29 protein-coding genes are annotated in these 24,881 nt (G+C 34.2%); 19 read left to right on the plus strand and 10 right to left on the minus strand.

From position 1 onward, the window contains the following. Positions 1 to 103: 103 nt before the first annotated feature. Positions 104 to 988, minus strand: coding sequence for a hypothetical protein (locus COD11_RS26530; protein ID WP_141549711.1), 885 nt, complete (start codon positions 986 to 988; stop codon positions 104 to 106). Positions 989 to 1,209: 221 nt separating this feature from the next. On the opposite strand from COD11_RS26530, the gene COD11_RS18905 reads away from it, so the two are divergent. Genes COD11_RS18905 through COD11_RS18915 form a run of 3 tightly spaced genes read left to right on the plus strand, consistent with a single transcriptional unit; the run spans position 1,210 to position 2,937 of the window. Next, on the plus strand, positions 1,210 to 1,620 hold the full coding sequence (locus COD11_RS18905; protein ID WP_176551146.1) for a FixH family protein: 411 nt from the start codon (positions 1,210 to 1,212) through the stop codon (positions 1,618 to 1,620). A 1-nt stretch (position 1,621) separates the two neighbouring features. Continuing rightward, positions 1,622 to 2,227, plus strand: a complete 606-nt coding sequence (locus tag COD11_RS18910) for an SCO family protein (RefSeq protein WP_098798448.1) — start codon at positions 1,622 to 1,624, stop codon at positions 2,225 to 2,227. A gap of 2 nt (positions 2,228 to 2,229) precedes the next feature. Next, positions 2,230 to 2,937 carry a cytochrome c biogenesis CcdA family protein gene (locus COD11_RS18915; protein ID WP_098798472.1) on the plus strand — a complete coding sequence of 236 codons (708 nt, stop codon included), beginning with the start codon at positions 2,230 to 2,232 and terminating at the stop codon, positions 2,935 to 2,937. A gap of 71 nt (positions 2,938 to 3,008) precedes the next feature. Here the strand turns inward: COD11_RS18915 and COD11_RS18920 are convergent, their stop codons facing one another. Beyond that, positions 3,009 to 3,404, minus strand: a complete 396-nt coding sequence (locus COD11_RS18920; protein ID WP_098798449.1) for a hypothetical protein — start codon at positions 3,402 to 3,404, stop codon at positions 3,009 to 3,011. 265 nt (positions 3,405 to 3,669) lie between these two features. On the opposite strand from COD11_RS18920, the gene COD11_RS18925 reads away from it, so the two are divergent. The 3 genes from COD11_RS18925 (at position 3,670) to COD11_RS18935 (ending at position 4,899) form a co-directional block, all read left to right on the plus strand. After that, positions 3,670 to 3,912, plus strand: coding sequence for a hypothetical protein (locus COD11_RS18925; protein WP_098798450.1), 243 nt, complete (start codon positions 3,670 to 3,672; stop codon positions 3,910 to 3,912). A 170-nt stretch (positions 3,913 to 4,082) separates the two neighbouring features. Further along, positions 4,083 to 4,397, plus strand: a complete 315-nt coding sequence (locus tag COD11_RS18930) for a hypothetical protein (protein ID WP_098798451.1) — start codon at positions 4,083 to 4,085, stop codon at positions 4,395 to 4,397. Positions 4,398 to 4,662: 265 nt separating this feature from the next. Next, positions 4,663 to 4,899 (plus strand): hypothetical protein, encoded by a 237-nt coding sequence (locus COD11_RS18935; protein WP_098798452.1) that lies wholly within the window; start codon positions 4,663 to 4,665, stop codon positions 4,897 to 4,899. A gap of 43 nt (positions 4,900 to 4,942) precedes the next feature. Here COD11_RS18935 and COD11_RS18940 read toward each other — a convergent pair whose 3' ends face one another. After that, positions 4,943 to 6,466: a coiled-coil domain-containing protein gene (locus tag COD11_RS18940; protein ID WP_098798453.1), complete on the minus strand. Its 1,524-nt coding sequence runs from the start codon at positions 6,464 to 6,466 to the stop codon at positions 4,943 to 4,945. Between the two features lie 463 nt (positions 6,467 to 6,929). Between COD11_RS18940 and COD11_RS18945 the strand changes: the two genes are divergently transcribed. The 3 genes from COD11_RS18945 to COD11_RS18955 all read left to right on the plus strand — a co-directional run bounded on the left by COD11_RS18945 (position 6,930) and on the right by COD11_RS18955 (position 7,985). Then, entirely contained in the window at positions 6,930 to 7,268 is a 339-nt protein-coding gene (locus tag COD11_RS18945) for a hypothetical protein (protein WP_098798454.1), read from the plus strand. A gap of 246 nt (positions 7,269 to 7,514) precedes the next feature. Further along, the gene (locus COD11_RS18950) at positions 7,515 to 7,721 is read left to right on the plus strand and encodes a hypothetical protein (RefSeq protein WP_098798455.1); all 207 of its coding nucleotides are present in this window, start codon (positions 7,515 to 7,517) and stop codon (positions 7,719 to 7,721) included. A gap of 57 nt (positions 7,722 to 7,778) precedes the next feature. Beyond that, positions 7,779 to 7,985 (plus strand): hypothetical protein, encoded by a 207-nt coding sequence (locus COD11_RS18955; RefSeq protein WP_098798456.1) that lies wholly within the window; start codon positions 7,779 to 7,781, stop codon positions 7,983 to 7,985. 115 nt (positions 7,986 to 8,100) lie between these two features. On the opposite strand, the gene COD11_RS27010 is transcribed toward COD11_RS18955, so the two are convergent. Next, positions 8,101 to 8,277 (minus strand): SE1832 family protein, encoded by a 177-nt coding sequence (locus COD11_RS27010; protein WP_098798457.1) that lies wholly within the window; start codon positions 8,275 to 8,277, stop codon positions 8,101 to 8,103. 182 nt (positions 8,278 to 8,459) lie between these two features. On the opposite strand from COD11_RS27010, the gene COD11_RS18965 reads away from it, so the two are divergent. Continuing rightward, positions 8,460 to 9,152, plus strand: a complete 693-nt coding sequence (locus COD11_RS18965; protein ID WP_176551147.1) for a YesL family protein — start codon at positions 8,460 to 8,462, stop codon at positions 9,150 to 9,152. A gap of 76 nt (positions 9,153 to 9,228) precedes the next feature. Here the strand turns inward: COD11_RS18965 and COD11_RS18970 are convergent, their stop codons facing one another. Both COD11_RS18970 and COD11_RS18975 read right to left on the minus strand, forming a co-directional pair. After that, positions 9,229 to 9,408 (minus strand): hypothetical protein, encoded by a 180-nt coding sequence (locus tag COD11_RS18970; RefSeq protein ID WP_098798459.1) that lies wholly within the window; start codon positions 9,406 to 9,408, stop codon positions 9,229 to 9,231. A gap of 209 nt (positions 9,409 to 9,617) precedes the next feature. Next, the gene (locus tag COD11_RS18975) at positions 9,618 to 9,803 is read right to left on the minus strand and encodes a hypothetical protein (protein WP_098798460.1); all 186 of its coding nucleotides are present in this window, start codon (positions 9,801 to 9,803) and stop codon (positions 9,618 to 9,620) included. A 381-nt stretch (positions 9,804 to 10,184) separates the two neighbouring features. On the opposite strand from COD11_RS18975, the gene COD11_RS18980 reads away from it, so the two are divergent. Both COD11_RS18980 and pruA read left to right on the plus strand, forming a co-directional pair. After that, positions 10,185 to 11,102, plus strand: a complete 918-nt coding sequence (locus COD11_RS18980) for a proline dehydrogenase family protein (protein WP_098798461.1) — start codon at positions 10,185 to 10,187, stop codon at positions 11,100 to 11,102. A 28-nt stretch (positions 11,103 to 11,130) separates the two neighbouring features. Continuing rightward, positions 11,131 to 12,678 (plus strand): L-glutamate gamma-semialdehyde dehydrogenase, encoded by a 1,548-nt coding sequence (pruA, locus tag COD11_RS18985; RefSeq protein WP_098798462.1) that lies wholly within the window; start codon positions 11,131 to 11,133, stop codon positions 12,676 to 12,678. A 61-nt stretch (positions 12,679 to 12,739) separates the two neighbouring features. On the opposite strand, the gene COD11_RS18990 is transcribed toward pruA, so the two are convergent. Beyond that, positions 12,740 to 13,483: a GNAT family N-acetyltransferase gene (locus COD11_RS18990; RefSeq protein ID WP_176551148.1), complete on the minus strand. Its 744-nt coding sequence runs from the start codon at positions 13,481 to 13,483 to the stop codon at positions 12,740 to 12,742. A 182-nt stretch (positions 13,484 to 13,665) separates the two neighbouring features. Between COD11_RS18990 and COD11_RS18995 the strand changes: the two genes are divergently transcribed. The 3 genes from COD11_RS18995 to COD11_RS19005 all read left to right on the plus strand — a co-directional run bounded on the left by COD11_RS18995 (position 13,666) and on the right by COD11_RS19005 (position 17,994). Continuing rightward, the gene (locus COD11_RS18995; RefSeq protein ID WP_255301641.1) at positions 13,666 to 15,150 is read left to right on the plus strand and encodes a flotillin family protein; all 1,485 of its coding nucleotides are present in this window, start codon (positions 13,666 to 13,668) and stop codon (positions 15,148 to 15,150) included. A gap of 133 nt (positions 15,151 to 15,283) precedes the next feature. Next, positions 15,284 to 16,522: a PucR family transcriptional regulator gene (locus COD11_RS19000; protein ID WP_098798464.1), complete on the plus strand. Its 1,239-nt coding sequence runs from the start codon at positions 15,284 to 15,286 to the stop codon at positions 16,520 to 16,522. A 239-nt stretch (positions 16,523 to 16,761) separates the two neighbouring features. Then, positions 16,762 to 17,994 (plus strand): Zn-dependent hydrolase, encoded by a 1,233-nt coding sequence (locus tag COD11_RS19005; protein ID WP_098798465.1) that lies wholly within the window; start codon positions 16,762 to 16,764, stop codon positions 17,992 to 17,994. A gap of 56 nt (positions 17,995 to 18,050) precedes the next feature. Here the strand turns inward: COD11_RS19005 and COD11_RS19010 are convergent, their stop codons facing one another. Both COD11_RS19010 and COD11_RS19015 read right to left on the minus strand, forming a co-directional pair. Further along, a complete protein-coding gene (locus COD11_RS19010) occupies positions 18,051 to 18,470 on the minus strand; it encodes a DUF1801 domain-containing protein (RefSeq protein ID WP_098798466.1) in 420 nt (139 codons plus the stop codon). A gap of 34 nt (positions 18,471 to 18,504) precedes the next feature. After that, on the minus strand, positions 18,505 to 19,296 hold the full coding sequence (locus COD11_RS19015) for a Cof-type HAD-IIB family hydrolase (protein ID WP_098798467.1): 792 nt from the start codon (positions 19,294 to 19,296) through the stop codon (positions 18,505 to 18,507). Between the two features lie 263 nt (positions 19,297 to 19,559). Between COD11_RS19015 and COD11_RS19020 the strand changes: the two genes are divergently transcribed. The 4 genes from COD11_RS19020 (at position 19,560) to spoIIP (ending at position 22,975) form a co-directional block, all read left to right on the plus strand. Further along, entirely contained in the window at positions 19,560 to 19,760 is a 201-nt protein-coding gene (locus COD11_RS19020) for a cold-shock protein (RefSeq protein ID WP_098798468.1), read from the plus strand. Between the two features lie 165 nt (positions 19,761 to 19,925). Beyond that, entirely contained in the window at positions 19,926 to 20,345 is a 420-nt protein-coding gene (locus COD11_RS19025; RefSeq protein WP_098798469.1) for a hypothetical protein, read from the plus strand. Positions 20,346 to 20,529: 184 nt separating this feature from the next. After that, positions 20,530 to 21,711: an MFS transporter gene (locus tag COD11_RS19030; RefSeq protein WP_098798470.1), complete on the plus strand. Its 1,182-nt coding sequence runs from the start codon at positions 20,530 to 20,532 to the stop codon at positions 21,709 to 21,711. Positions 21,712 to 21,823: 112 nt separating this feature from the next. Further along, positions 21,824 to 22,975: a stage II sporulation protein P gene (gene spoIIP, locus COD11_RS19035; RefSeq protein WP_231309304.1), complete on the plus strand. Its 1,152-nt coding sequence runs from the start codon at positions 21,824 to 21,826 to the stop codon at positions 22,973 to 22,975. A gap of 411 nt (positions 22,976 to 23,386) precedes the next feature. Here spoIIP and COD11_RS19040 read toward each other — a convergent pair whose 3' ends face one another. Beyond that, on the minus strand, positions 23,387 to 24,742 hold the full coding sequence (locus COD11_RS19040; protein WP_098798471.1) for an amino acid permease: 1,356 nt from the start codon (positions 24,740 to 24,742) through the stop codon (positions 23,387 to 23,389). Positions 24,743 to 24,881: the final 139 nt, after the last annotated feature.

Consider the following 24,881-nt stretch of genomic DNA (forward strand, 5'->3'; position numbering starts at 1 on the left):
AAATCTTTTGACACTACCCAAAATCAGATAGTATATCTTATGCGGGGAATACTAGATTGAAAGGGATAAAAGGGTAGAAAAAGAGAATTAGGCGGAGTTAGTATTAGCAGCAATCATCCTTTTTTTCCATAATAGAAAGTGACTTAATAGATTCAAATGGTAATATACGAAACTCATCTTTTTTCTCTTTACATCTTTTTTCCTTTTTAATAACTCTTTTCTTCATGAGTCGGTTTCTTTTTACTTTTTTCTTCTTCTTTTCTTTCTTCATAACATCAATCTCTACAAAATCAGCTCCAACGAAACAGATCCTGCCTTGAAGCATTTCCTCTTCTTCACATTCGAGTTCAATTTTTACATCACAATCAATTAATTGGCGAAGTCTAAAGGCCATTCCTCCTTCTAGGCCAGCTAATCGGAAACGGAAGCGATCATCACAAATAAAGTGATTGTTTAAGCAAAAATCGTCGTGGCAGTCAAAAGAATCATGATGCTGAAAGTCACATTCTTTTACGACAAAGCGTCTGTCAAAAATAACTGGATGCTTACAAGTTTCAAAATGATCATGATGATCACACTTCTTACAATCACAGTCATGGCGGTGATGGTGCTTGTGATCATGTTTCTTACAATCACAGTCGTGGTGGTGATGGTGCTTGTGATCATGTTTCTTACAATCACAGTCATGGCGGTGATGATGCTTGTGATCATGTTTCTTACAATCACAGTCATGGCGGTGATGGTGCTTGTGATCATGTTTCTTACAATCACAGTCGTGATGGTGAGGATGCTTGTGATCATGTTTCTTACAATCACAGTCGTGATGACGGTGCCGAGGTTTCTTACATTTAGGACAGTGGTCGTCGTGATGATGACGACGGTGTTCACGACATTCATGGCAATCATCATGGAAATCGTTTCCATGCTTTTTACATTTGTGATAGTCATGATGATAATCATACTGTTTATCATGGTCATGATAGTTCATGCTTTTTCCTCCTTTAATTAATTCAACTTATACTTTCATAGGGAAGATAACGATAAGGACAACTGCATGAGTTATCCATCTTAATTAACCCTATAATAATCATGGTATGTTTTTCCAATGAAAAGGGATTAAACGTATGTCTAAAGTACTGAAAATCCGCTAATATCATAGACCGGTATCACACACAAAACATAGAATGTTAAAAAATGGGAGGTAATATAATGAGAAAGCTAACAAATATGATTATGACGTCCTTCTTGTTTTTCTTTGTGAGTGCTTGTCAGAGCCCTTCTAGTCATCATGAACATATGAAGGGCCAAGAAGAATTTTTAGATGTTTCAGTTAAGCTTAATCCAAAGGAGATAGAAGCAGGTGTTTCATTTTCTATACAGCTCCATATTACTCAAATGGACAATGATATAAATCATGCAGATGATGTACGAATAGATGTATGGAAGGATGGAGAAGAATCAGAGAAAGAAACGTATGAAGCGACTTATGACGGAAAGGGGATGTATGTCGTTGACCTTATGCTCGAGGAATCCGGTTCTTATAAGGTCATGTATCATGTTACAGCAAAAGAGCAGCATGTTATGAATGAAGTCCCTTTAACCGTCCAGGAGGGGAATTAATTTGAAGAATAGAAAAGTGATAGTAAATGGTCTGGCTGCTATGTTTATCTTAGTAGGTTTTTTTCTTATTTATTCTGTTTGGCCAAGAGAAGAAAAGCTTCCTGTTCTAGATAAAGTAGAACCATTTATTTTGCAATCAATTGATGAACAAAGCTATAACTCGGATAATGGAAAAGTCAAATTATTGACCTTTTTTTACACAAAATGTCCAGATATTTGCCCACTCACTATGGTTGATTTTCAAACATTACAATCCGAGCTTCAAAAAAAAGGTCTTTTTGGAGATAAGGTAGAGCTGGTGGCTGTTACTCTTGACCCTGAGAACGACACCATTGAAGTGGTTAAAGAATATTCTCAGGCTTTTGAGGCCAGTCCTGAGGGATGGAAATTTCTGAGGGGGTCTGAAGAGGAGACACAAGCAATTGCAGACCTTTATCATATGAAATACAAGAAACTCGAAGGTGACTTTATTGCACATAACACAACCATGTTTTTAGTTGATGGGAAGCAGCAAATAAGAGGTCTTTATGATATGGCGAATCAAAACAATGCAGTTAAAGTAGATGATATTCTACTTGCAATGGAAGAGCTAGTTGTGGATGAATAATGGTGATTGATGTAAATGTTTTCTTAGCCTTTGGAGCTGGATGTTTGTCCTTTCTCTCACCCTGCTGTCTACCTTTATATCCTGTATTTTTGTCATATATGACAGGATTATCTGCACGGGAAATAACCGAGGGTGCAGATGGGAAAAAACGTATTGTTATATTTCACACGCTATCTTTCTTATTGGGCTTTTCCATTATTTTTATTGTGTTAGGAATTTCAACCTCTTGGCTAAGTAACATATTTATTCAGTACCAGGATTTAATTAGACAAATAGGGGCAGTTTTCATCCTGTTTTTTGGCTTTGTAACGATCGGACTCTTGAAGCCAAGGGTTCTATTAAGAGAAAAAAGAATTAAGCTAAAATGGAGTCCTTCAAGTTATGTGGGGTCAGTATTAATTGGGGTTGGATTTGCAGCTGGATGGACGCCGTGTGTGGGGCCGATTCTTGCCTCGGTTATTGCTCTTGGACTTTATACAGGGGAAGGATTTCTTTACGTGATGTCCTATATGCTTGGATTTGCCATCCCTTTTTTTGTGATGGCCTTTTTTCTAGAAAAAACAAATTCCTTAAGAAAATATAGTCAAAAGCTTATGAAAATGTCAGGGCTTATGATGATCATTATGGGGCTCCTCTTATTTTTTGATCTTCTTACAAAGCTTACTAGCTTCCTGACTGAATATATTTATAGAGGTTTTACAGGTTTTTAAAAGGCAATAGACTCAGTAGCTGGCATCTTAATGTGTGTGAGCCACTGAGTCCTTTTAAATACTATAAATTCTTATAGATCAATACATTTAATTGATTCCATAGGGATGATTCTTTTTTTGGACTCATTTCTTTCTTTTGGTAATTTATAATGTTCCCATTCTTTATGAGGTTTTTCATGCTCATGCTTTAGACACACTTCAATAAAGTCACTTCCAACAAAATCAAGTTTCGCTCTTATTTTTTCGATATTTTCTCCGGAAAATATTTCGATTGTTATATCGCAATCAATTAGCTTGCGTAATCGAAAAGAAAATTCATTGCTTAGAGTTCTTTTACATGAGAATTCACGATCACAACAGTCATTCCTATCATGAAATAATTCGTCATGACATGAACAGTGGCTAGATGACAAATGACGATTAAACTTCTTAAACTCCATAAATTCTATAAATTCATCATAGTACATTTAACGAATTGCCTCCTTATATTCATTTTTATGTTCATACTTAAAATATGTAAGAAAATAACATAATGATTAGTGCACTTGTCTCATCTATTAAAAATAGGTGTGGGAACGAAACATAAGTTAGTGTTCATTATGCATACCTCTAGAAGTGAAAATTAGGCAACTTACTCCATAGAAACTAGTTATTCGTCCATACAGAAAGGGCACTAGTTTAATATCCTATATTATCTCGTGGTAGAGAAATAATTGGCAAAGAGGGAGAAAAATGGAAGAAAAAAATAAAAAATGTATACATGATGTATTAATGACAATTCCTCCAAATTATCCTGTTAATACGATCTATCTAAATGGTTTTCCAGTAAAGGTTTGGGCATTTTCTAATATGGATTGTGAAAAGTGTGTAGCTTATTTTGTGAATGAAGAAGGTCAGGTTGTTATTTTCGATATAGCGAAAATAGATGGTATTTCCTTTGGGGAACTAGAAGATGATGACTTTGATGATTGTTAGTTTATATAGGCTCACATAACCTTACCTGCCATTTACTAGCCTATTTTTCAGTTTTTATAAGCCTTTTTTTCTATTAGTTTTGACACTTGTCTATACAGAAATCTATTTCCATTCATAGTTTATATTATCTCTCAAGCTTTGAGAAATTTAACTTGAAAGGAAGGATTAGTATGAGTGGAAAAAAAGGTAGTAAAGGCAAAAGTCAGCAGCCTAGTCCTTGGGATCAATTATTACAGCCCGAGGATCATAAGCCTAAAAGCTGTATCGAGGATATTCTTAAAAAACTTCCTCCTAGTTATCCAGTTGGAGCGATCTTTTTAAATGGTTTACAAGTACCTGTTACCGCTATTACAAATGTATGTGATTGCTGTGCTTACTTTATCGGTGAAGACGGTCAAGTCGTTGTTGTAGATGCAGGCAAAGTTGAGGGTTTATCATTTGGAGAAGCTGAAACTGAAGAAGAGGAAAAAGCTAGTAAATGCTAGTAATTAAAGGTGCGCTAATAAATACGCACCTTTTTTGTACTGTCAGAAGTATAAGTTTTGTGGATGATAGTTTAAGAAAAGCTAAGGCATTCGCCATTAGGGATTGGCGATTAGCCAAGCTTTTCTAATGTTTATTAGTCTATTATGCTATTGTGGATGCCCTTTTTATTTATCTATTATATTAGTCTATACAATAATGAATCTTCCTCATATAGTATATTAACTCTGAAAATCAGAGAATTAAATTTGAAAGGGGAAATTTGTAATGTCAGATTACAAAAAAACTTGTATTGAGGATATTCTTAAAAAACTACCTCCAGGGTATCCAATGGGAGGACTTTTCTTAAACGGTTTATTAGTACCTGTTACAAACATTTCAAATGTGTGTGACTGTTGTGCTTATTTTGTCGGTGAAGACGGTCAAGTTGTTGTTGTTGACACTAATAAAGTTGACGGACTATCATTTGGAGAAGTAGAAGCTGAAGAAGAAGAAGAAGAATAACAATTGTGGGAGCGATATAGTAAGTATCGCTCCCTTTTTACTGTCAATTATAATCATTCGGTTTTGTTTCTAATGTTTCTTTCCCCCAGTTCACTCCATCTATCTTATTACAATCGAATGTTTTAACCTGCAGCTCATCTGTAAAATGAGCAATACTACCTTCAGAACTTATATTTAAGAATCGAGTCACATCCACATTCTTTCCGTTAATTAAAATAGAATCAATTGGGAAATTCGAGGGTAACCCTTTAAATAATTCCACAAATGGACCTTTGTAGTTAGTATTAGAAAGTTCACGTTTTAGATCAATGTTTACTTTCACTTGATCATTCAATTTTTGTATCAATTCGCCATATTTTTTATCATCTTCATTAGTTGAAGTAGGGAGTTCGTACTGTGTTTGCTGGTCTGTAGAGGAGTTAAACATAGCAAAATTCATAGCAACTGTTTTTGCGATGTGACGTTTTAGAGCTTTTATTCTCTTCTTCATGTTATTGTGAAGCTCATTGTACATATCTTCATACTTTTTCACTTGATAAAGTAGTTCTTCTTTTTGAAAAAAGAGTTCTTCATATAAGTCTTTATGAACATGATCATGATTTAGTAAATGTTCATCTAACTTTGAAATAGTGGTTTCATGTTCATTTAGTTGCTGATACAGGTGATTATGTTGCTCATCTACATCCATCAGTTTAACGTGAAGAAGTTGGTATAGGGCTTCTTGTTGAGACAAGCGGTCTGAGAAGTTAATCATTTTTTGTTCATGATCATGTATAGAAGAAGTAACATCTTCGTTTATTTTAATTTGAGCAAGAAACTGGTCGTTAAGCTTGTTATATTGTTGTTCCACATCATTGTTCATTTCATCTTGACTAGCCAACTTCTGATTCAGTTCATCATGAACTTTTTTATGTTCGTCTAATTGATTAGAGAGCTCATGATAGTGAGTATCTATTTGTTTTTGCTGAGTTGAAAGTAAACGATTAAGGTTTTCCTGTTCTTGAAGAAGGCTTTCGTTATCCTTGCCTTGTCGTAAGACTTGATCCTTAAGAAGATCTGTTTCATGATTAAATTCAGATAATTGCTTAGAGTATGTTGATTGTAATTCATCTATTTTTGAGACATCTTCTTTTATTTTTCCCAGTTCCAGCTTTTGATTGGTTAGTTGGTTCGTATGATTTGTTTGAGTAGAAGAAAGACTGGAAACATTATGAGAAATAGATTGTATATCTTGACTATGAGTTTTTTGTTTATCAACTAATTCTGCATGAAGGGTAGCTTGTTCCTTCACTTGTTGGGTGATCCAGTCTGTGAAGTTCGTCTGCTTTGCGACATGCTGACAAAAATCACTCATTAACCTTTTGTTTTTCAATGATAGGTCGTTAAACTCACAAAATAATTCCTCTTGTGCTTTTTCTAATGCACCGTTTTTTTCTTTTTGTTTCTCAATATGCTTAAGTACTTTATTTGAATAATATAAACGTTGATTTACATTCATTTGATCTAACTGAGGTTTTACAAAAACTTGGGGAAAAACATTTTTTTTGATATAAGCGCTAGTAGACAATCTCATCCCTCCCTATATCTACTTTTGACAATAATATATGGGTGTTTTGCTCATAAGGTGCATATTATACAGAATTTAAGCTTGAAAATTTGGCTTTAGAGACTGAGAGGGGTTACAACTCTAAATGAAAAAATTCGTTTGAGTGATATTACTATATATGTAATGACATTAACTTATCTGCAATATTGAAGGTAATTCAATTGCTCCATGATATTTTGGAACTCCGTTAACGAAACAATCGGTCGGACGAAGAGTGTGTTAAAGACACTTTAGCTGTTACACGGTTGAAAAGAATTTGACAACTCCCTGAATTAAAAGGTTCTAATTTAATATTCTTCTTAAAAAGTGCCTATTAGATCTTAAAAAACTCATATTAACTTTACTTGTTTAGGAAAACAAACTATACATATAACAATTTAAGTTCATAGTATAAAAGGAGAATATATGATATGGAGAGGTTAATATGAGCGAAGATTACAGTAATATGGAACAGGAGATCTTAGGAAAAGTAGAAAAAATGATTGAGAATTCTGTTGAAAAACATATAAAAGAACTTTCAAATACAATTTCTACTCAACTAACAAATGAAAACGGGAATGCCAGTATCAAACAGAGTGGTAACGGTATCGTTTATGTGGATAATACGGGAATTGCTTATGCTTTCATCCTTTTTTATCACCACTTTATGAAGTCGAATCATCATGAAGAAGATATAAGCACATTATTCGAAAAACTAGAAAAACTAATTGATGGCAATAGATCAGCGTTTCAAGAATATATGGCAAATCTTAAAAAAAATTAGGTATTTAATAGAATTATGGTGAAACTAAACTTCGAATTTATGATGCGCGAATTTCCCACTTTATAGTTGTTTCGATCAGCTGTATAAAATTGGGGAAATCGTGTATTTTTTTTGAGAAATGTTAAATCAAATATTTTTTGTGTTAAAAAAAGGAAAATGTGTATTTTACTTGATTTATATTAACCATACAAAATCCTATTATTTTCATACTTTATATTAAGTAAAGAGAAAAGGGGGGAAAGATGTATGGGTTATAGTAATGATCAATTAGCTATCCTTTTTGCTGAATTAAAAGCAGAGCTTAAAGCCGTTCAGAAATTGAAAGCGGAACTAGAAGCTAAGTTATCAGCAAGAGCAGAAGCTGACGTAGAAACAGAGGCTGAGCAAGAATCTGATAACAGAGTTAAAGTTGACATTAAAGTAAGAAACGGTAACTCTTCAATTGAAGATTAGTAGTAAATTAACCTAGTAAGTTAGTCTATTATATTATACGAAAGTGAGGAATATTAAATGGGATATAGTAATGATCAAATTGCTGCACTTTTTGCTGAGTTGGAGGCTGAGCTAAAAGCAATTCAAAAGGTTAGAGTTGAGCTAGAAGCTGAATTAGAAGCAAAAGCAGAAGCTAAAGTGGAAACAGAAGCTGAGCAAGAGTCTGATAACAGAATTAAAGTTGATATCGACGTAAGAAATGGTAACGCTACTATTGAAGATTAATAGTTAATAGTTGAACTATGGGAGAACAAACCATTTGAGGTTTGTTCTCTCTGTATTTCTTTCGTTATATCTTTCATTTATTTTCAAAAGTTGTTGTACATATAATATAGCACGTTTAACTATTTTTTAGTTGAGTACGAATTTTTGATAGTTCTTCCTCAAGTTCAAGTAACTTACTCTCAAGCTTTTCGGTTGAGTGTCCTGTTGCTTCTAATTTCTCAATATCTCCCTGCACTCGTATATATTCCATTTTCAGTTCATCGATTATTTGTTGAATGTCTTGTGAACTCATGAAAAATCCCATCCTTTCTATTACAGTATAGCTAAATTCTATAAATGATACAAAAAGATACTTCTATCCTATTTATTAATTGGTAAAGGGCTTCTTTAAAGGTAAAAATCCTACAGATGTAATCGGATACAGATAAGTGGTATAATAAAATTAGTATTATATGTGAAAGTGGGATGTTGCTGATGAGTGGTTTAATGGGTGGACTAAATCGTGTGTTTGAATGGATTATGCGTTTGTCCGTTATTAATATACTTTGGATTTTGTTTAATCTACCAATTTGTTATTTACTTTTCTCTATACTTTTTGCTACAGATCAATCGTCTATGTTCTTGTTTTTATTAACTATTGCAGTGTTGGCACCTTTTATCTTTTTCCCTGCAACAACGGCAATGTTTGGTGTAGTTCGTAAATGGGTGATGGGTGATCTTGATGTACCATTACTAAAATCGTATTGGAAATATTATAAAGACAACTATCTGAGAAGCTTAACAGGAGGAATAATCTTAACCTTTATCTGGGTAGTATGGGGAGCGGATTTTTTCTTTTTTGCTAAGATGAATATTATTATAAGTTCGTTTTTTTTAGTAGGCTTTTTATTTTTGTTTTTAATGACAGTGTTTTTCTTCTCAAACACTGTGCATTCCGAGTTAAAGCTATTTACAAGTATTAAGAATTCATTCTTTCTCACCATGGTTTATCCATTAATTAATTTAATGGTTTTAGTATCTAGCGCAATTATTCTTTATATGAGCATTGGAGTTTTTACATTCCTTATCCCATTTTTCATGGGAACACTTATCGCGTATGTATCATTTGCTGCTTATTTTCATAAGCTTGAGAAAATACATGATAAGACTTCAGAAGCTCAAAAATAAACCAAAAGAAAGAGATCGTCACATGGACGATCTCTTTCTTTTGGTAGTCGTAGCGATTCAACGATGCATCCACCTATCAGGAAGCGTTTTCATAAATAACGCCTTTGAATTGAATTTTAAATTTTGCATAATTCTCTTGTTTTAATTGGTTTTTAACTTCTTTTAATTTTGCAACTGCCTCCGTCATACCTGATGCAGGAATTTTATATTCTCTTTTATCTTCTCCTAGGTCAATTAAAAAAACAAACTGTTTCATTTCTGTATTCTCCTTTGATGTTAATACTATTTATTTACAAGTATGTGAAATCGGTTTCAATTATATGTTTAATTTGTTGTATACGCTTTCATTTTAAACGGTTTGAAAGGAAATGTCAACCTAATGAACCCTTTCTTTTGATCTACAAAAAAATTCTTCTTAATTTGTTCACATTTAAACCAAGAAGAATGAAATAAGTATTGTGTTCATTATTTTATGTATATAGCGAAGGCGATAATAATAGCGATACCTAGAAGAATATAAATCCATGATAAACGAGAAATATTCGATTTTGTATTCTCATCATAATCTTTATCACCTTTGCCTCCAATTAAAATCGTTCCTATTAAAGAGATAGCCCCAATAATAATCACTAGAAAGATGGCTATTTTCACTTTTTGTCCTCCTCGCCTCAATACGCTTCTTTTTCTATCATACTATAAATTTTATTAAGACATGCTCTTTTTAACTTTTATATTGGCAAAGCCCTATTTTTATAAATATTAACTAAGGTCATCTAGTCATACCTTTCTTTGACATAAAGAAATGAGTGAATTTCACTTAGCTTGTTTAACTTATCTAAAACTGTGGAAGTGTATAAATATAGCGGGTAGTTTATATACAGCTTTGTAAACGGTTTATTATTGGTTGTATGTTTTACACAACGAGGTAATGAAATCTTTGTATTTGTGCTACATTGTGAAAATCCGCTGTTAAATCGTAAAATATTTGTAAAGAAACAAACTCTTACTTGCTTCTTAATGGAGGTGTTTATAGTGTCAGTTATTACAAGAGATCTATTTTTATATTTATCAAACAACAAAACGTTAAATCGTGCCGCTCAAAATTGGGGTACTAATATTGCCTCTGGAAAGATTGTTGGTGGAATGGATTTTCCAAGCTCCATTAAATTTATTAAAGAATTAAATAATGAAGGATTATCGGTTACAGTTGATCACTTAGGTGAGTTTGTTAGAAGTGAAACGGTAGCAAGAGAGCGTACAGAAGAATGTATTCAAACAATTGAAACCATTGTTGCTCAGCAGTTAGATTCTCATGTTTCATTAAAACTCACTTCACTAGGATTAGATATTTCTAAAGATCTAGTTTATGAGAATATGATGAAAATCATGGAATCCGCTGAAAAGAATAAAGTGATGGTAACAATTGATATGGAAGATGAACAACGTTGTCAAGATACACTATCAATCTTCAAAGATCTAAAAAAGGATTATCACTATATAAGTACTGTTATACAAGCATACTTGTACCGAACAGAGAAAGACTTAGATGATCTAAACAGTTATCAACCCTTTTTACGTCTTGTAAAGGGTGCATATAAAGAATCTCCAAAAGTAGCATTTCCTGAAAAAAAGGATGTTGATAATAATTACAAAAAAATCATCAAAAAACATCTATTAAATAGAAATTATGCAGGAATTGCTACTCATGATGATGCAATTATTGAGTACACAAAGAGGTTAGTAGATGAATACAACATTCCTAAACATACTTTTGAGTTTCAAATGCTTTATGGAATGCGTTCTACAACACAAAGAGAGCTAGTTAAAGAAGGCTATAAAATGCGTGTGTATGTACCATATGGACGTGACTGGTATGGATATTTTATGAGACGACTTGCTGAGCGTCCAGCCAATATTGCCTTTGCCCTTAAAGGAATGACCAAAAAATAAACTTTAAAAATAAAGGAGACGATGAACGATGACAACACCATACAAACACGAGCCATTTACTGATTTTTCAATTGAGGAAAACCGAGTAGCTTTTGAAAAAGCCTTGGAAAATGTGCAAGAAATTATGGGAAAAGAGTACCCTCTTGTTATCAATGGAGAAAGAATAACAACTGAAGCAAAAATTGTCTCATACAACCCAGCAAATAAAGAAGAAGTTGTTGGTAAAGTATCAAAGGCTACTCAAGAGCATGCAGAAATGGCAATTCAAGCGGCTGATGAAGCGTTCAAAGAGTGGAGATACTGGAATCCGGAAGAAAGAGCGAATATTTTATTCCGTGCAGCTGCCATTATTCGTCGTAAAAAGCATGACTTTTCTGCATTGTTAGTAAAAGAAGCTGGGAAACCTTGGAATGAAGCGGATGCTGATACAGCTGAAGCAATAGACTTCTTAGAATATTATGGTCGACAAATGATTGAACTAGCAAAAGGAAAGCCTGTTAACAGTCGTGAAGGTGAAAGTAATAAATATATTTATACCCCAACAGGCGTAACTGTTGTCATTCCACCTTGGAACTTCCTATTTGCAATTATGGCTGGTACAACAGTTGCACCGATTGTAACTGGAAATACAGTTGTATTAAAACCTGCAAGTGCAACACCTGTTATTGCCGCACAATTTGTTGAGGTACTTGAAGAAGCTGGATTACCAAAAGGGGTTGTGAACTTTGTTCCTGGTAGTGGAGCTGAAGTAGGTGACTATTTAGTTGACCATCCAAAAACAAGCATTATTACATTTACTGGCTCTCGTGAAGTAGGAACGCGTATTTTTGAACGCGCTGCAAAAGTTCAACCAGGTCAAATGCACTTAAAACGAGTGATTGCTGAAATGGGTGGTAAGGACACAGTTGTTGTAGATAATGATTGTGATATAGAATTAGCTGCTCAATCCATTTTCGCCTCAGCATTTGGTTTTGCAGGACAAAAATGTTCAGCAGGCTCTCGTGCAGTGGTTCATGAGGATGTATATGATGAAGTCCTGCAGCGTGTTATTGAAATTACGGAAAGTAAGGTAACTGGTAACCCAGAAAAAGCCGATACTTACATGGGTCCGGTTATTGATCAAGGGTCATATGATAAAATCATGGACTATATCTCCATTGGTAAAGAAGAAGGTCGCTTAGTCAGTGGTGGAAAAGGTGATGATTCAAAAGGGTACTTTATTGAACCAACCATTTTCGCGGATCTTGATCCTAATGCAAGAATTATGCAAGAAGAAATTTTTGGACCGGTTGTAGCATTTTCTAAAGCAAAAAACTTCGACGAAGCGCTTGAAATTGCTAATAATACAGAATACGGTTTAACAGGTGCCGTAATTACAAGAAACAGAAAACATATTGAACGTGCAAAACATGAATTCCATGTTGGAAATCTTTACTTTAATCGTAATTGCACGGGAGCTATTGTTGGTTATCACCCATTTGGAGGCTTCAAAATGTCTGGAACGGACTCAAAAGCTGGTGGACCTGATTACTTGGCTCTTCATATGCAGGCAAAAACGATTAGTGAGATGTTATAATAAAGAGGGAGAAAGCAGTGATAGTTTCTGCTTTCTTTTTTCTATTCTCAATATAAAAGTCTCACCTTTTAACAAAGATTGAATACATTCTTGGATTCTCAAATCCTAATTTTTGAGCCAGGTTTATCGAGCCTACATTATGTATATCACAATCCCAACGTGGTACTTTATCGTGCTCTAGGCAATGCTTAATAAAAGCAGCTGAAACATGTGAGGCTAAGCCCATTCCACTAAAGTTTGAAGAAGTAGCCACATCAATTTCCGCATAGTTCTCAGATGCAAAAATTGAAATACACTCACTTACAATTTTATTTTTATATGTAATGGAATATCCAAATCCATGCTGAAGAAACCGCGTTACTGATCCCCAGTATTGTTTTATATAGGCTTCATTGAACTCATGACTTTTGATAATCGTGCTCTCATTAAATCTTCTTAACTCAAACCCAGCTGTTAGATCTTTTAATACCAGTGATGAATATCTATGTTTGTTAAAAAAGTAAGAATACCGCTTGTATTGCTTAAACTCATTGGTTGCTTTATTTAGTAATAACTCATCCCATTCTTTGGAAGTAGAAAACAAGGTAAATCGTTCATTCTTTTGTTTTTTATTTTCATAAATAGGAAGAATTGTATGGTTAAGAAACGCAATATTTGGCTCTCCAGACACAACAAATATGCCTGAACTCGTACTAATTAATGTAGAATTGTTTTGTTCTATGATCTCACCAGGGATGAACACGTCTAAAACAGAATGAGCAAAAACAGGGAGAACTTCACTTCTATTAACGCGTAAAAATGACATCATACACCTCCTGTAATAAAGTAAGAGAATTTTTCATTTCGTGAAACTTTCCTCTACTTCGTTCGTATTACTTAATGAACATAACTAGTTACGTTTCATTATACAGATTGTAAATGGAAATGGTCATCTCCCACGTGGGATCATAGAAATTTACATTATTAAAACATACGGAGGGAAGACATATGTCAGGTTTTTTTGGTGTAATTGTTATTTTCATTCCATTGTTAATTATTGCAGCAATAGCTGGAGTAGGTTATTTCTTTTGGGTGAAAATTCGTTATCGAACTGCTAGGTCAAATCAAGCACTTATTATTACTGGTCCAAAACTAGGTGATCCTGAGAAAGAAACGAATATATTTGCTGATCAAGAAGGACGTTCTATGAAAATTATTAGAGGTGGCGGTTACAGACTAAGACGTTTTCAAACGGCTACACCTGTTAACCTTACTTCGTTTCAGTTAAAGCTATCTACACCAAGAGTATACACAAATGGAGGCGTACCGATTGTAGCAGATGCTGTTGCCATGGTAAAGGTGGCAGATACGTTAAATGGAATTGCCAATTATGCTGAACAGTTTTTAGGAAAAGAACAGGAAGAAATTGAAGCAGAAATTATTGAGGTTCTTGGAAGTAATTTACGTGCGATTCTTTCAAAAATGACGGTTGAGGATATTAACAGTGATCGTGAAAAATTTAATCATGACGTTTCAGAGGTTGCTCAAAAGCAATTAGATTTAATGGGCTTTAAAATTACTTCACTAGGGTTAACGGATTTACGTGATGCTGATGAGGAAAACGGATATCTAGAAAACCTAGGAAGACCTCGTATTGCTGAGGTTCGAAAATTGGCAGAAATCGCCGAGGCTAATAGTGAGCGTGAAACACGAATTCATAGAGCACAGACAGATCAAGAGGCTAAAGAGGAAGAATACAAGCGGCAGATCGCAATTGCTGAATCAAAGAAGGAAAAAGATATTAAAGATGCTGCCTTCAAAGAGGAAACTGAACGTGCAAGAGCTAAATCTGAGCAATCTTATGAATTAGAAAGAGCAAAGCTTGCAAAAGAGGTTAAGGAAGAAGAATTAACGCTTAAATTTTTAGAGCGGGAACGTGCCGTTAAGCTTGAGGAAGAAGAAAGTAAGGTACGTAAAACAAAAGCTGATGCCGAATACTATGAAACAACCCGTAAAGCAGAAGCAGAGGCACGAAAATCTGAAATTGATGGAGAAGCAAAAGCAAGAATTCGTCGTGAAGAAGGATCTGCTGAAGCGGACGTCATTCGTGAGCGTGGTAAGGCAGAAGCCGAGGCTCGTAAGCTGTTAGCTGAGGCAATGGAAAAACATGGTGATGTTATTATCACTGAAAAATTAATTGAAATGTTACCAGTATTTGCAGAGAAAATTGCACAGCCACTAACGAATATTGATTCTGTTAAGATTATTGATTCCGGTAACGGTCAAGGTGTTTCTTCATTTGGCAAAAGCATTACAAAAACAATGGTAGATATCCAAGAACCATTAAAAGAAATGACAGGTATTGATATGGGAGAATTGTTAAAATCATATGCAACTCGAACAAATCGTACGGATAATCATATCACCTTTCAAGAAGCAAAACGAGATAACAGAAGTGATACGGTTACAGTAGTTGAAGAAGATGAGGAATAATGAAAAAGCGGACAATTGAATGTCCGCTTTTTTATTTACAAAAAAACCTTGCCACATTTCCTACAAAGAATCTATACAAGTCTTTATTGACAAAGTATCATAATGGTAAGAAACAATGAGTAGGAGTTTTCATATGGATGAGCTATTAGAGCGTGTGTTATCTTTATCTGATTTACACGAAATTGTGGACGGTATTAGCAATGGTTTAAAAAAGCCTGTTATTCTTGAGAGTGATCATTTTTTCTTACTTGCTTATAATTCCTATTATGTGGATCATTTTGATTCAGCAAATCAGCAAACGATTTTTGCAAAAAAATGTCCATTAACTATTTTTGAAAGATTTGTCGAGACAGGAATTATTGACAAATTAAAAACAAATGAGCATCCTTTTAGAATTCACGAGATGAAGGAAATAGGTTTAAATCAACGAGTTGTTGTAAGTGCCAAATACAAAGGAACAATCATGGGATACATTTGGATACAAGAAATAGAGGATCCATTAACTGATGAACAGTTAACCTTCCTATACGATGCTTCCTTTCATGTTGGTAAGATGATTTATAAGAAAAATAAATTGAAACAACAAAAAGCTGAAAAAATTGAACATTTTTTCCGTCAGGTGATTAATGGTGACTTTGTTCATGAGAAGGAACTTAGATGGGAAGCCACACAGCTAGATATTGTTTTGCCGTCCATCTTTAGTGTTATGGTTGTGAATGCGATTCATGCTGATGAGGAGCTTGTAGAAGAATTAAAAGAAACCATTCGATCATATTTAAATTTAAAAGATAATACAAGCCATGTGTTAGTAGATCGGACAAATATAGTGATTATCGTTGGTTGCTATTCCCTAAAATACTCACCAGTAGAAGCTGCTTTAAATATTATCGAAAACCTGTTATCAAACTTTGATGAGAAGCGATATTCGGACATTTTTATTGGAATCGGTAATGAATATCAACCTATTACATTGCTTCAAACGAGTTACAAAGAAGCGCTGGAAGTTGTTTCAATTGCTGAAAAACTTGGAACACAGGAGAATGTTCCATATGAACATGATAAAATTGGTATTTTTCGCTATCTTGATGTGATAAACGAAAAAAATAAGAGTAATAGCTATTCAAATAAAAATCTGAAGATTCTTCAACAAAAGGATAAAGAAAGTCAAACAGAGCTAGTCAAAACTCTTGAGTACTATCTAGTGAATAACTGCAAATTGAAGCCAACTGCAGAACAAATGTTTATTCATCCAAATACGTTAAATTACCGAATGAAACAAATTGCTGAGTTAACAACGATTGATTTTTCAGATTTCAATCAAAAGTGTCAGCTATATCTTGATTTGATGTTAAATAAAAAGATACAAGTATGAAACTGTTCCTAAATTTTGGGGCAGTTTTTTTTTTGATTCGTAAACAATATTGCTTTTGACTAATATGTTGAAACGAACTCCTTGTTTTAAAAAAGATATCAGCGGTTTTGCCAAAAATGCATTTAATTGATTCACCTCTTGTCGGAATTTAGTCTGACAGAAAAGATACCAAATAAACTGACATGACTATCTGAATAATGTGAAAATAATGATACTACATATGAAAAAGGAGTGATCTAATGCAAAGACAAAAGGTATTAATTAACGGAGAAAGACTTAAAAATGAACTAGAAACTTTCGCTAATTTCGGTCGTACAGAAAATAATGGGGTCACTAGATTATCATTATCATCGGAGGATATTTTGGTTAGAGATTATTTTTGTAAATGTTGTGAAGATCTTGGAATGAAGATAAAGGTAGACGATATGGGATCGATTTATGCAACACTAGAAGGTAAAAAAAAGAGGCCCCCGATTGTCATTGGATCACATTTGGATACAGTTAAAAATGGTGGTAAATTTGATGGTGTTTTAGGTGTTGTAGCGGGATTAGAGATTGTGAGAACACTTGTGGAAAATAAGATAAAGCCTGAAACATCTATAACCATTGTTAATTTTACTAATGAGGAAGGAGCAAGGTTTGAACCGTCAATGATGGCTTCAGGTGTCCTATCAGGAAAATTTAATAAATCGGATATGATTAAAAGTACAGATCAAAATGGAGAGACCTTTTCCGAGGCACTGCAAAAAAGTGGATATAATGGGGCGATAGAAAATCGATTAACAGAAGCATCTTGTTTTTTAGAGTTACATATTGAACAAGGACCGATATTAGAAAGTGAAAATCTTACTATAGGAATCGTTGATTGTGTGTTAGGGATGGTATGTTATGAAATTGAAGTAACTGGAGAATCTGACCACGCTGGGACAACCCCGATGAGTATGAGAAAGGATGCACTTTTTGAAGCAAATCATCTTATCTCAACAATACGCCAAAAGGTAGGAACCTTAGATGATGAACTAGTTTATACATTAGGAAGGTTGAGTGTGTTACCGAATGTACACACAGTCATTCCAAATAAAGTGGTTTTTTCTTTTGAAGCAAGACATAAAGATTTCATGATCATCCAAAAAGTTGAAGAAATTATCCGTTCACTCCCCAATTCAGCTTTAGAAGGTTGTGAAGTAAAGATAAGAAAATTATGGGATCGTAATACAGTTTGGTTTAATCCAGACCTATGCGAACTGTTGGAGCAATCAACAGACACATTAGGGTACTCCTACAAAAGAATGGTAAGTGGTGCTGGACATGATGCACAATTTTTAGCAAGCTATGTTCCTTCCGCAATGGTATTTGTCCCAAGCGTAAATGGAAAGAGTCATTGTGAGGTGGAGGAGTCAAGCTGGGAAGATTGTGAAAAGGGAGTAAATGTCTTATTAGAGACAGCACTCACGATGATGTCTGAGGGGTAAGTGAAAAAATTAAGAACTAAACCGTTCAACCTTATGAACGGTTTAGTTTTGTTTGGTTACTCTGGATAAGTTCTTCTCAAAAAGTTGATTGATTGAGAAATTAACTCCTCTAAAAATTTTGTATCAATATCTGCCAGTTTATTAATATAAACACATGCTTTTCCACAAGTATGCTTACCGAATTTTTCCAGTAACTTCTCTCGTTCGGTATCACCTGTTGCAAAATACAAGCTTATTTTGGCTTTTCGAGGAGAAAAGCCAACAAGGGGTGCATCACCTTCATGACCGGTGGGGTATTTATAATGATACTTTCCAAACCCAATAATGCTTGGTCCCCACATTTTTGCCTGATAGCCTGATACATCCGTAAAAATATCTAATAATTTGTAGGCGTCTTCGCGTTTTTTGGGACTTTCAACGCTTTCAATATATTCAATGACACTTTTATCATTTTCTTTTGTTTTTTGTTCGTACAAAGCAGTTCCTCCTAAAACAAATTAGAAATACAGCTTAGTCAACAAGGCCAAGTGATTTTAAACCGTTGTATATACCTGAGTTTGTTACCTTCGTTGTTTTATATTTTGCATATTGAAAAAGATCAGGATGTCCATTCCCCATAGCAAATCCTTCACCAACAACCTCTAGCATTTCCTTGTCGTTCATTCCATCACCGAAAGCAATGGCAGCTTCTCTTGGAAGAGAGAGTAGCTCTAGGATATGCTGAACTGCAATTCCTTTATTTACGTTGTCACGAATAACATCATAGCAATGACGTAACCCATCAACATTAACCTGTGATAAATGAATCGAAGGATCTTCTTTTTCATATAATGCTGGTTCATTTTCACTTAAATTAATAAGAGTGATTCCTAAAATTTTATCAATTACATCAAGTGAATAGGAATTATTTTTATGTAGGTGAAAAGCTGAAATAAATTCTTTAACGATTGGACTTTCTAAGTCTGAGAAAATATTCTCCTCATGAGTGTACAAAACAAGCTCATGTCCATTGTTTTTGGCAATTTCAACATATTTCTCAACAGTTGAACTTGACATTGGAGCTCGAAAAATATCCTCACCCTTATGAATGGCATACGCTCCGTTGTAGCCAATAAATGATTCAATATTTAATTCCTTTGCAATATGTGATATTTCATGTAAAGGGCGACCTGTCGCAAGGAATACTTCAATTCCTTTTTTCTTTACTTCAGCTATAGCTTTTTTTGAAGAATCCTCTATTGTGTCATCAGGTCTTAGCAGTGTACCATCAATGTCGAGAAACAAAATTTTATAATTAGTCATTTTTCATCTCCATCTCAGTTTTTTTAAAATGTACTTCTTTTAATGAGTTTAAGTGAGTATTTAATCCAGTTTCTTCAAGTAATTATTTTATCATAGAAAAAACGGGTGGATAAAAATTTAACTATTATTTTATGTAGTTTTTACCTTTTAAAAAAATATTTTAAAAAAAGAGTATATATATGTTTATTTTTTTTTCAGTGGGTAATAATAATAACCGAAATTGTCATCAAACATGTTTTGATTGATTTAGGAGGAAATTTTTAATGGCACAAGGAAAAGTAAAATGGTTTAACTCAGAAAAAGGTTTTGGATTTATTGAAGTTGAAGGTGGAGATGACGTATTTGTTCACTTCTCTTCAATTCAAGGAGAAGGTTATAAGAGCTTAGATGAAGGACAAGAAGTTACTTTTGACATTGAGCAAGGTAACAGAGGTCCTCAAGCTGCTAACGTTCAAAAAATATAAAACCAACTAAACCATCCAACAGGCCCTATTTTAGGGTCTGTTTTTATTTTAGACCTTTTTTCGTTGTAAGCTCCTATTTTGATTCGGTACTTTTTTAAACAGCCTTTGAATAGGTTTGTACTAATCGTCAATTTATCGACATTCATAGAAATGGGGGCATTAGTAATGAAGATGGTTGATCAATTAAAAGAATTTATTGTAAATCAAGATGTAATCCCAAAGTCAATTAAGATTCATCCTGACGCGCTTTTGGAGCTCGAATCAGAAAAGTTTGTTTATATCATTAATAAACATGAAAAAAAACCTGTGAAACGCTTTATGGGGATAGAGCTTATTACGTCAGCTGATGTAAAAGGTTTTGACGTAGTAGAAGAAGGAGTTAATCAAGAGCGGTGGATTGTGAAAAAAGAGGTTAAAAAGATAAGAGAAAAATATGTCCGAGAAAAGGATAATGAAATATCTAAGGATATTAGTTTATTATTCGCGTACATGGGTTACTTAGAAAGAGAATTAGAAGATAAAATGAATTACTTGAACTACTTAAAAGAAAAGGAAGCGATTCGTGCTTCAGAAAATGTTGAATAATTTCACGACTTTATGGAAAGACACTAGTACGCTGGTGTTTTTTCTTTTGGAAAATTGAAACCCTTACATTTCTGGAGAAGATGTTTTATAATAGAAAAATTGATAACTAAACTTCTAAGATATGTAAGTATGAAAATGTTTATATTTTATCTCATACTTGCAAATAAAACAAAAGGATTTTTTTATGATAAAACAAAACTCCCTTGTACCATTAAGAACATTTATGTTTTTCGTTAGCGCTATCGGATCAATGGTTGTTAGCTTTCTTCCAATTTACTTTCAGCATAAAGGATTTTCTAGCTCTCAAATTGGCTGGTTTTTGGCAATTGGTCCATTTGTCGGCTTGATTGCTCAGCCGCTATGGGGATATGCTAGTGACAAGTATAAGACAGTGAAAAAAGTTTTATTTGCTTGTTTAATAGGATTTTCGGTAAGTGTAATTTGGCTGTTTCAGATTGATTCATTTTTATGGATTATTATAGCGGGATCTCTCTTTTTCTTTTTTTTCTCACCACTTAATCCACTGGCTGATAATCTTGCAAAAAGACAATCTCAAATTCACTCCGTCACATTTGGATCAATTAGGATGTGGGGATCTATTGGCTTTGCGCTCGTTTCATTATTTAGTGGCTTTTTACTATCGAAGTTTGGGATTGGATTTTTAGCGATTCCCATTACTGTTCTCGCGATTTCTACTTGCTTACTTTCATTGACGTTAACTGATGCAAAAGCTGGTAGCAAAAAAGTGAACTATAAAGACATTGGTATGTTTTTTAAAGATCCAACCTTAACGGCATTTTTTATCTTGATTTCGTTAGTTTTGCTTACACACCGAACTAGTGATTCGTTTATTAGTTTATATTTGTTTGAAATAGGTGGGAACGAAATGTTAGTTGGGTGGATATGGTTTATTGGTGTATCAAGTGAAGCACTTCTGTTTTTCTTAAGTGCCAAATGGTTTCGTTCTTCTAGCCCAATTAAATATATTATAATCGCCTCAGTTCTTTATTGTATTCGCTGGATATTAACAGCGCTTTCGCAGGATCCAGCGATGCTCTTAAGTATTCAAGTTTTACATGGAATTTGTTTTGCTATCGTTTTTTTAGGTGCTCTGGAGTATTTGTATAAAGTCGTTCCTGAGGAGTTACAAGCAACAGGCCACATGGTATTTGTAGGTATTTCCTTTGGAATAACAGGAATCATCGGATCTTCAGTTGGAGGAATTATTTTTGAAAACTTCGGGGGATCGACGCTGTATTTCTTACTAGCAGGTTCATCGTTTTTAGGTTTGATTGGTTTTCTTATATTTTATAAAAAGGAGAGAAAAGCCGAACTCAAGCAAATTGAAATGGGAAGTGTTAGTTAAAAGATGGCCGCTGTGTATATCGACTACATAGTGGCCTTTTCAAGTTTAAAGTTAGAAAAATTAGCCATACAATCTCCTGCTATTCATATATATAAGTGAAGGGGGTTGTACAGTGAGATCTACAAGACCATTCATTTTAAAACTTGTTTATATACCTATTCTAATAATCCTCCTCATGTTCTTCTTAATTGGCTTTCTGATTTCGATGAATGTTACTGTGGATTCAAGAAGTATCCAGAGAACGATCGGTGAACTAAACACAGAACTGTTATTTGTACATTTTCTCCAGTTTGAAAATCATTATTTCTATCCAGAATCTGAAAACCCCTTATTAACAGCATCTAATTTATCTACCTTAGCCATTCAGCTTGCAACAAGTGTAAAACCAACTGACGCAAGGACCTTTCTAGGAAATGAATTACCTGGTCTTAGATTATATGATACAGAGATAGCAGTTGCAGGTGAAGGAACGAATCTTAGCAACATACCATATGAATCTCCCCCACCAACCGAAATTTTACTTCAGGAAAGAAAAGTTGTGGAGGAAGAATTAAAGGGAAGAACAACAGAAGATAACAATGAACAAATAACGAATCCAGAAGAAAAAACAGTGTTTATCTATCAGAGCCATAGCTGGGAGTCTTTTTTACCATTATTGGAGGGGGCTGAACAGCCAAGTGAGGCAATTAGTTCGGATGAGCGTGTAAATGTAATTGGCCTTGGAAATCGTTTAACTGAAAATCTAATGAAAAAGGGAATTGGTGTACAGCACGATAAAACAAATATGACTCAAGAGCTACAACAAAAAGGTTGGAAGTCAACGAAGGCCTATACCGTTTCTGGAACAATTGTAGATCAAGCAGCGACGGCAACAAATAGTGAATATGTATATTACATTGATATTCATCGTGATTCTGCAAGAAAAAACATTACGACAAAAACGATTAATGGAGAGACTTACGCGCGACTCTATTTTGTTGTGGGAAAAGAAAATGAAAACTATTTAGAAAATCTTGATTTTGCCAAGACTTTACATCAAAAACTCGAGAAAAAATATCCAGGAATTAGTCGAGGTGTATTCTTAAAATCAAAAAGTGAGGGTAATGGTGTTTATAATCAAGATGTTTCTAATAAAGCAATGTTGATTGAAATAGGTGGAGTAGATAATAATCTTGATGAGCTTGAAAGAACAGTTGATGTTTTTGCTGATATTCTTTCTGAATATCATTGGGAAAATGAGGCAAAAGAAGTGGATGGACAGTGATATTTTTGGAAGGTGGAGTAAAAGCATGTCTTCTTCGAGAGACATGGAAATGGAGAAGATTATTACTATTATACACAAGGTGAGTTTTTAGAAATGGGCAATGGCCCATTTAGGGGATAAAGGAAGAAGGCTTGATTTTTTGGTCCGATTTGCTTTTTATTGAGACAGGGTTTACGTCTTATGGTAGAATTTTGTCCTGATATCGGAGGAACTGAGACAGGGTTTTATTCTAAAGAGTAGTTTCTGTCCCGATACCCTAAGTATCGAGACAGAACTCAACAATTAAGACTGTTTCCTGTCCTGATTCCCTGTGCACAAACAACGATAACCTTAGTAATCTCGCTTGCATCAATTCAATTTCACTTTGGACATACGATGTATCATGCGCTAATATACTGAGGCCTCAAAATATCAATAATATTTCACTTTGCTATTAGATTTAGGGTTTTTCCAATGCTTTCTCATAATTAAACAAATCATCCCGATAATGGTAACAAATAATATACTAATGTAAAAACCTGGTCGTATTGACTTTTCAAACAAGGTTCCGCTGATTGCGGCGAGGAGAAGTATTAAGCCAATATATCCTAAAATTTTATTCCAAGCTTTTAGCTTCAGAAGTTTAAATGAAGAACAAATAATAAAGATCCAGTTGTATAGCAGCAAAATTCCTGCTGCTGTTGTAATATATTCGTATATTTTTCCTGGTAACAATAAAGCAGTAACAATTGAGGAAATAAGCCCAACTGTTGCAAGAATTAATGAAGGTAAAGGTAAGCTTTTAAACTTTAATTTCTTTGAGAACACAGCTGGTGCATCTCCATCATCAGCAAGGGTAACAAGGAGGTTTGTTACTCCATATAAAGCGGCTGTCATTGTTGAAAAACCAGCAATAATAATGGCGCCATTAAAAACATGTGGGAAAAATGGCAAATGAAAGTCAGATAAAGCAGTGACAAATGGGCTTTCTTTGTCACTAAATTTATCAAATGCAACTAGTGAAACAGCGAGTCCTAACGATAATACATATACGGTAGTTAAGCTAATTAACATGAAAGATCCAGCTTTTGGTGCATCCTTTTTATCCTTTAATTGCATTGCTTTTAATCCAATAACTTCGATTCCGCCATATGCATAGAAGGCATAAATGAGTGAAGCATAAAAACCTTTAAAACCATCTGGAAAAAGTTCCTTAGGTGCGACAGGCACACCTGTTGGTTTTGCGTTTCCACCACCTATCCATCCAAAGAGTGCGGCTAAGGCAAGAATGATGAACATAACAATAGCAGCAAACTTCACAACAGCAAAAATGTCTTCCATTTTATCAAACCCACTCGTTCCAGAAATCACAACAAGGATGGAAAGTACAGCATACCCTGCTGAGAAAATCCATAAAGGAACATTAGGAAACCAAAATTGTGACAAAATGGCTAGTGCTGTTAATTGACTTCCCATTACAAGAATATTTGAACTCCAATAATTCCATCCACAACCAAATGCAGCCCACTTACCAAATGCTTTTCCAGCATAATAGCAAAATGAGCCTTCCTGTGGGTCTTTAGCAGTCATTTTTGCTAAAACATTATAAACAATAAAAGTTCCAAGGGCAGCTAATAAAAACGAGAAAACAATGGAAGGACCAGCAATTTCAACCCCAATTCCAGATCCTAGAAAATAACCTGTCCCAATCGTACATCCAATTCCTATTAGTGATAACTGCCACCATGTCAAGTTGCCTTGTGATGTGTTTTTTTCAGACTTTGCCATACAATACCCTCCTAAAACTCCCTAATCAATAGGGTTTCAAAGAACTGAGTTATTATGTAAAGTTTCGGTTGCTTTCCGAAATAGAAAGCTAATCTTCATTTAAAAACCCCTTACAATAGTAACGTATTGTCAAAACTTC

This window comes from Bacillus sp. AFS040349, assembly GCF_002577655.1.
Classification (GTDB): domain Bacteria; phylum Bacillota; class Bacilli; order Bacillales; family Bacillaceae; genus Metabacillus.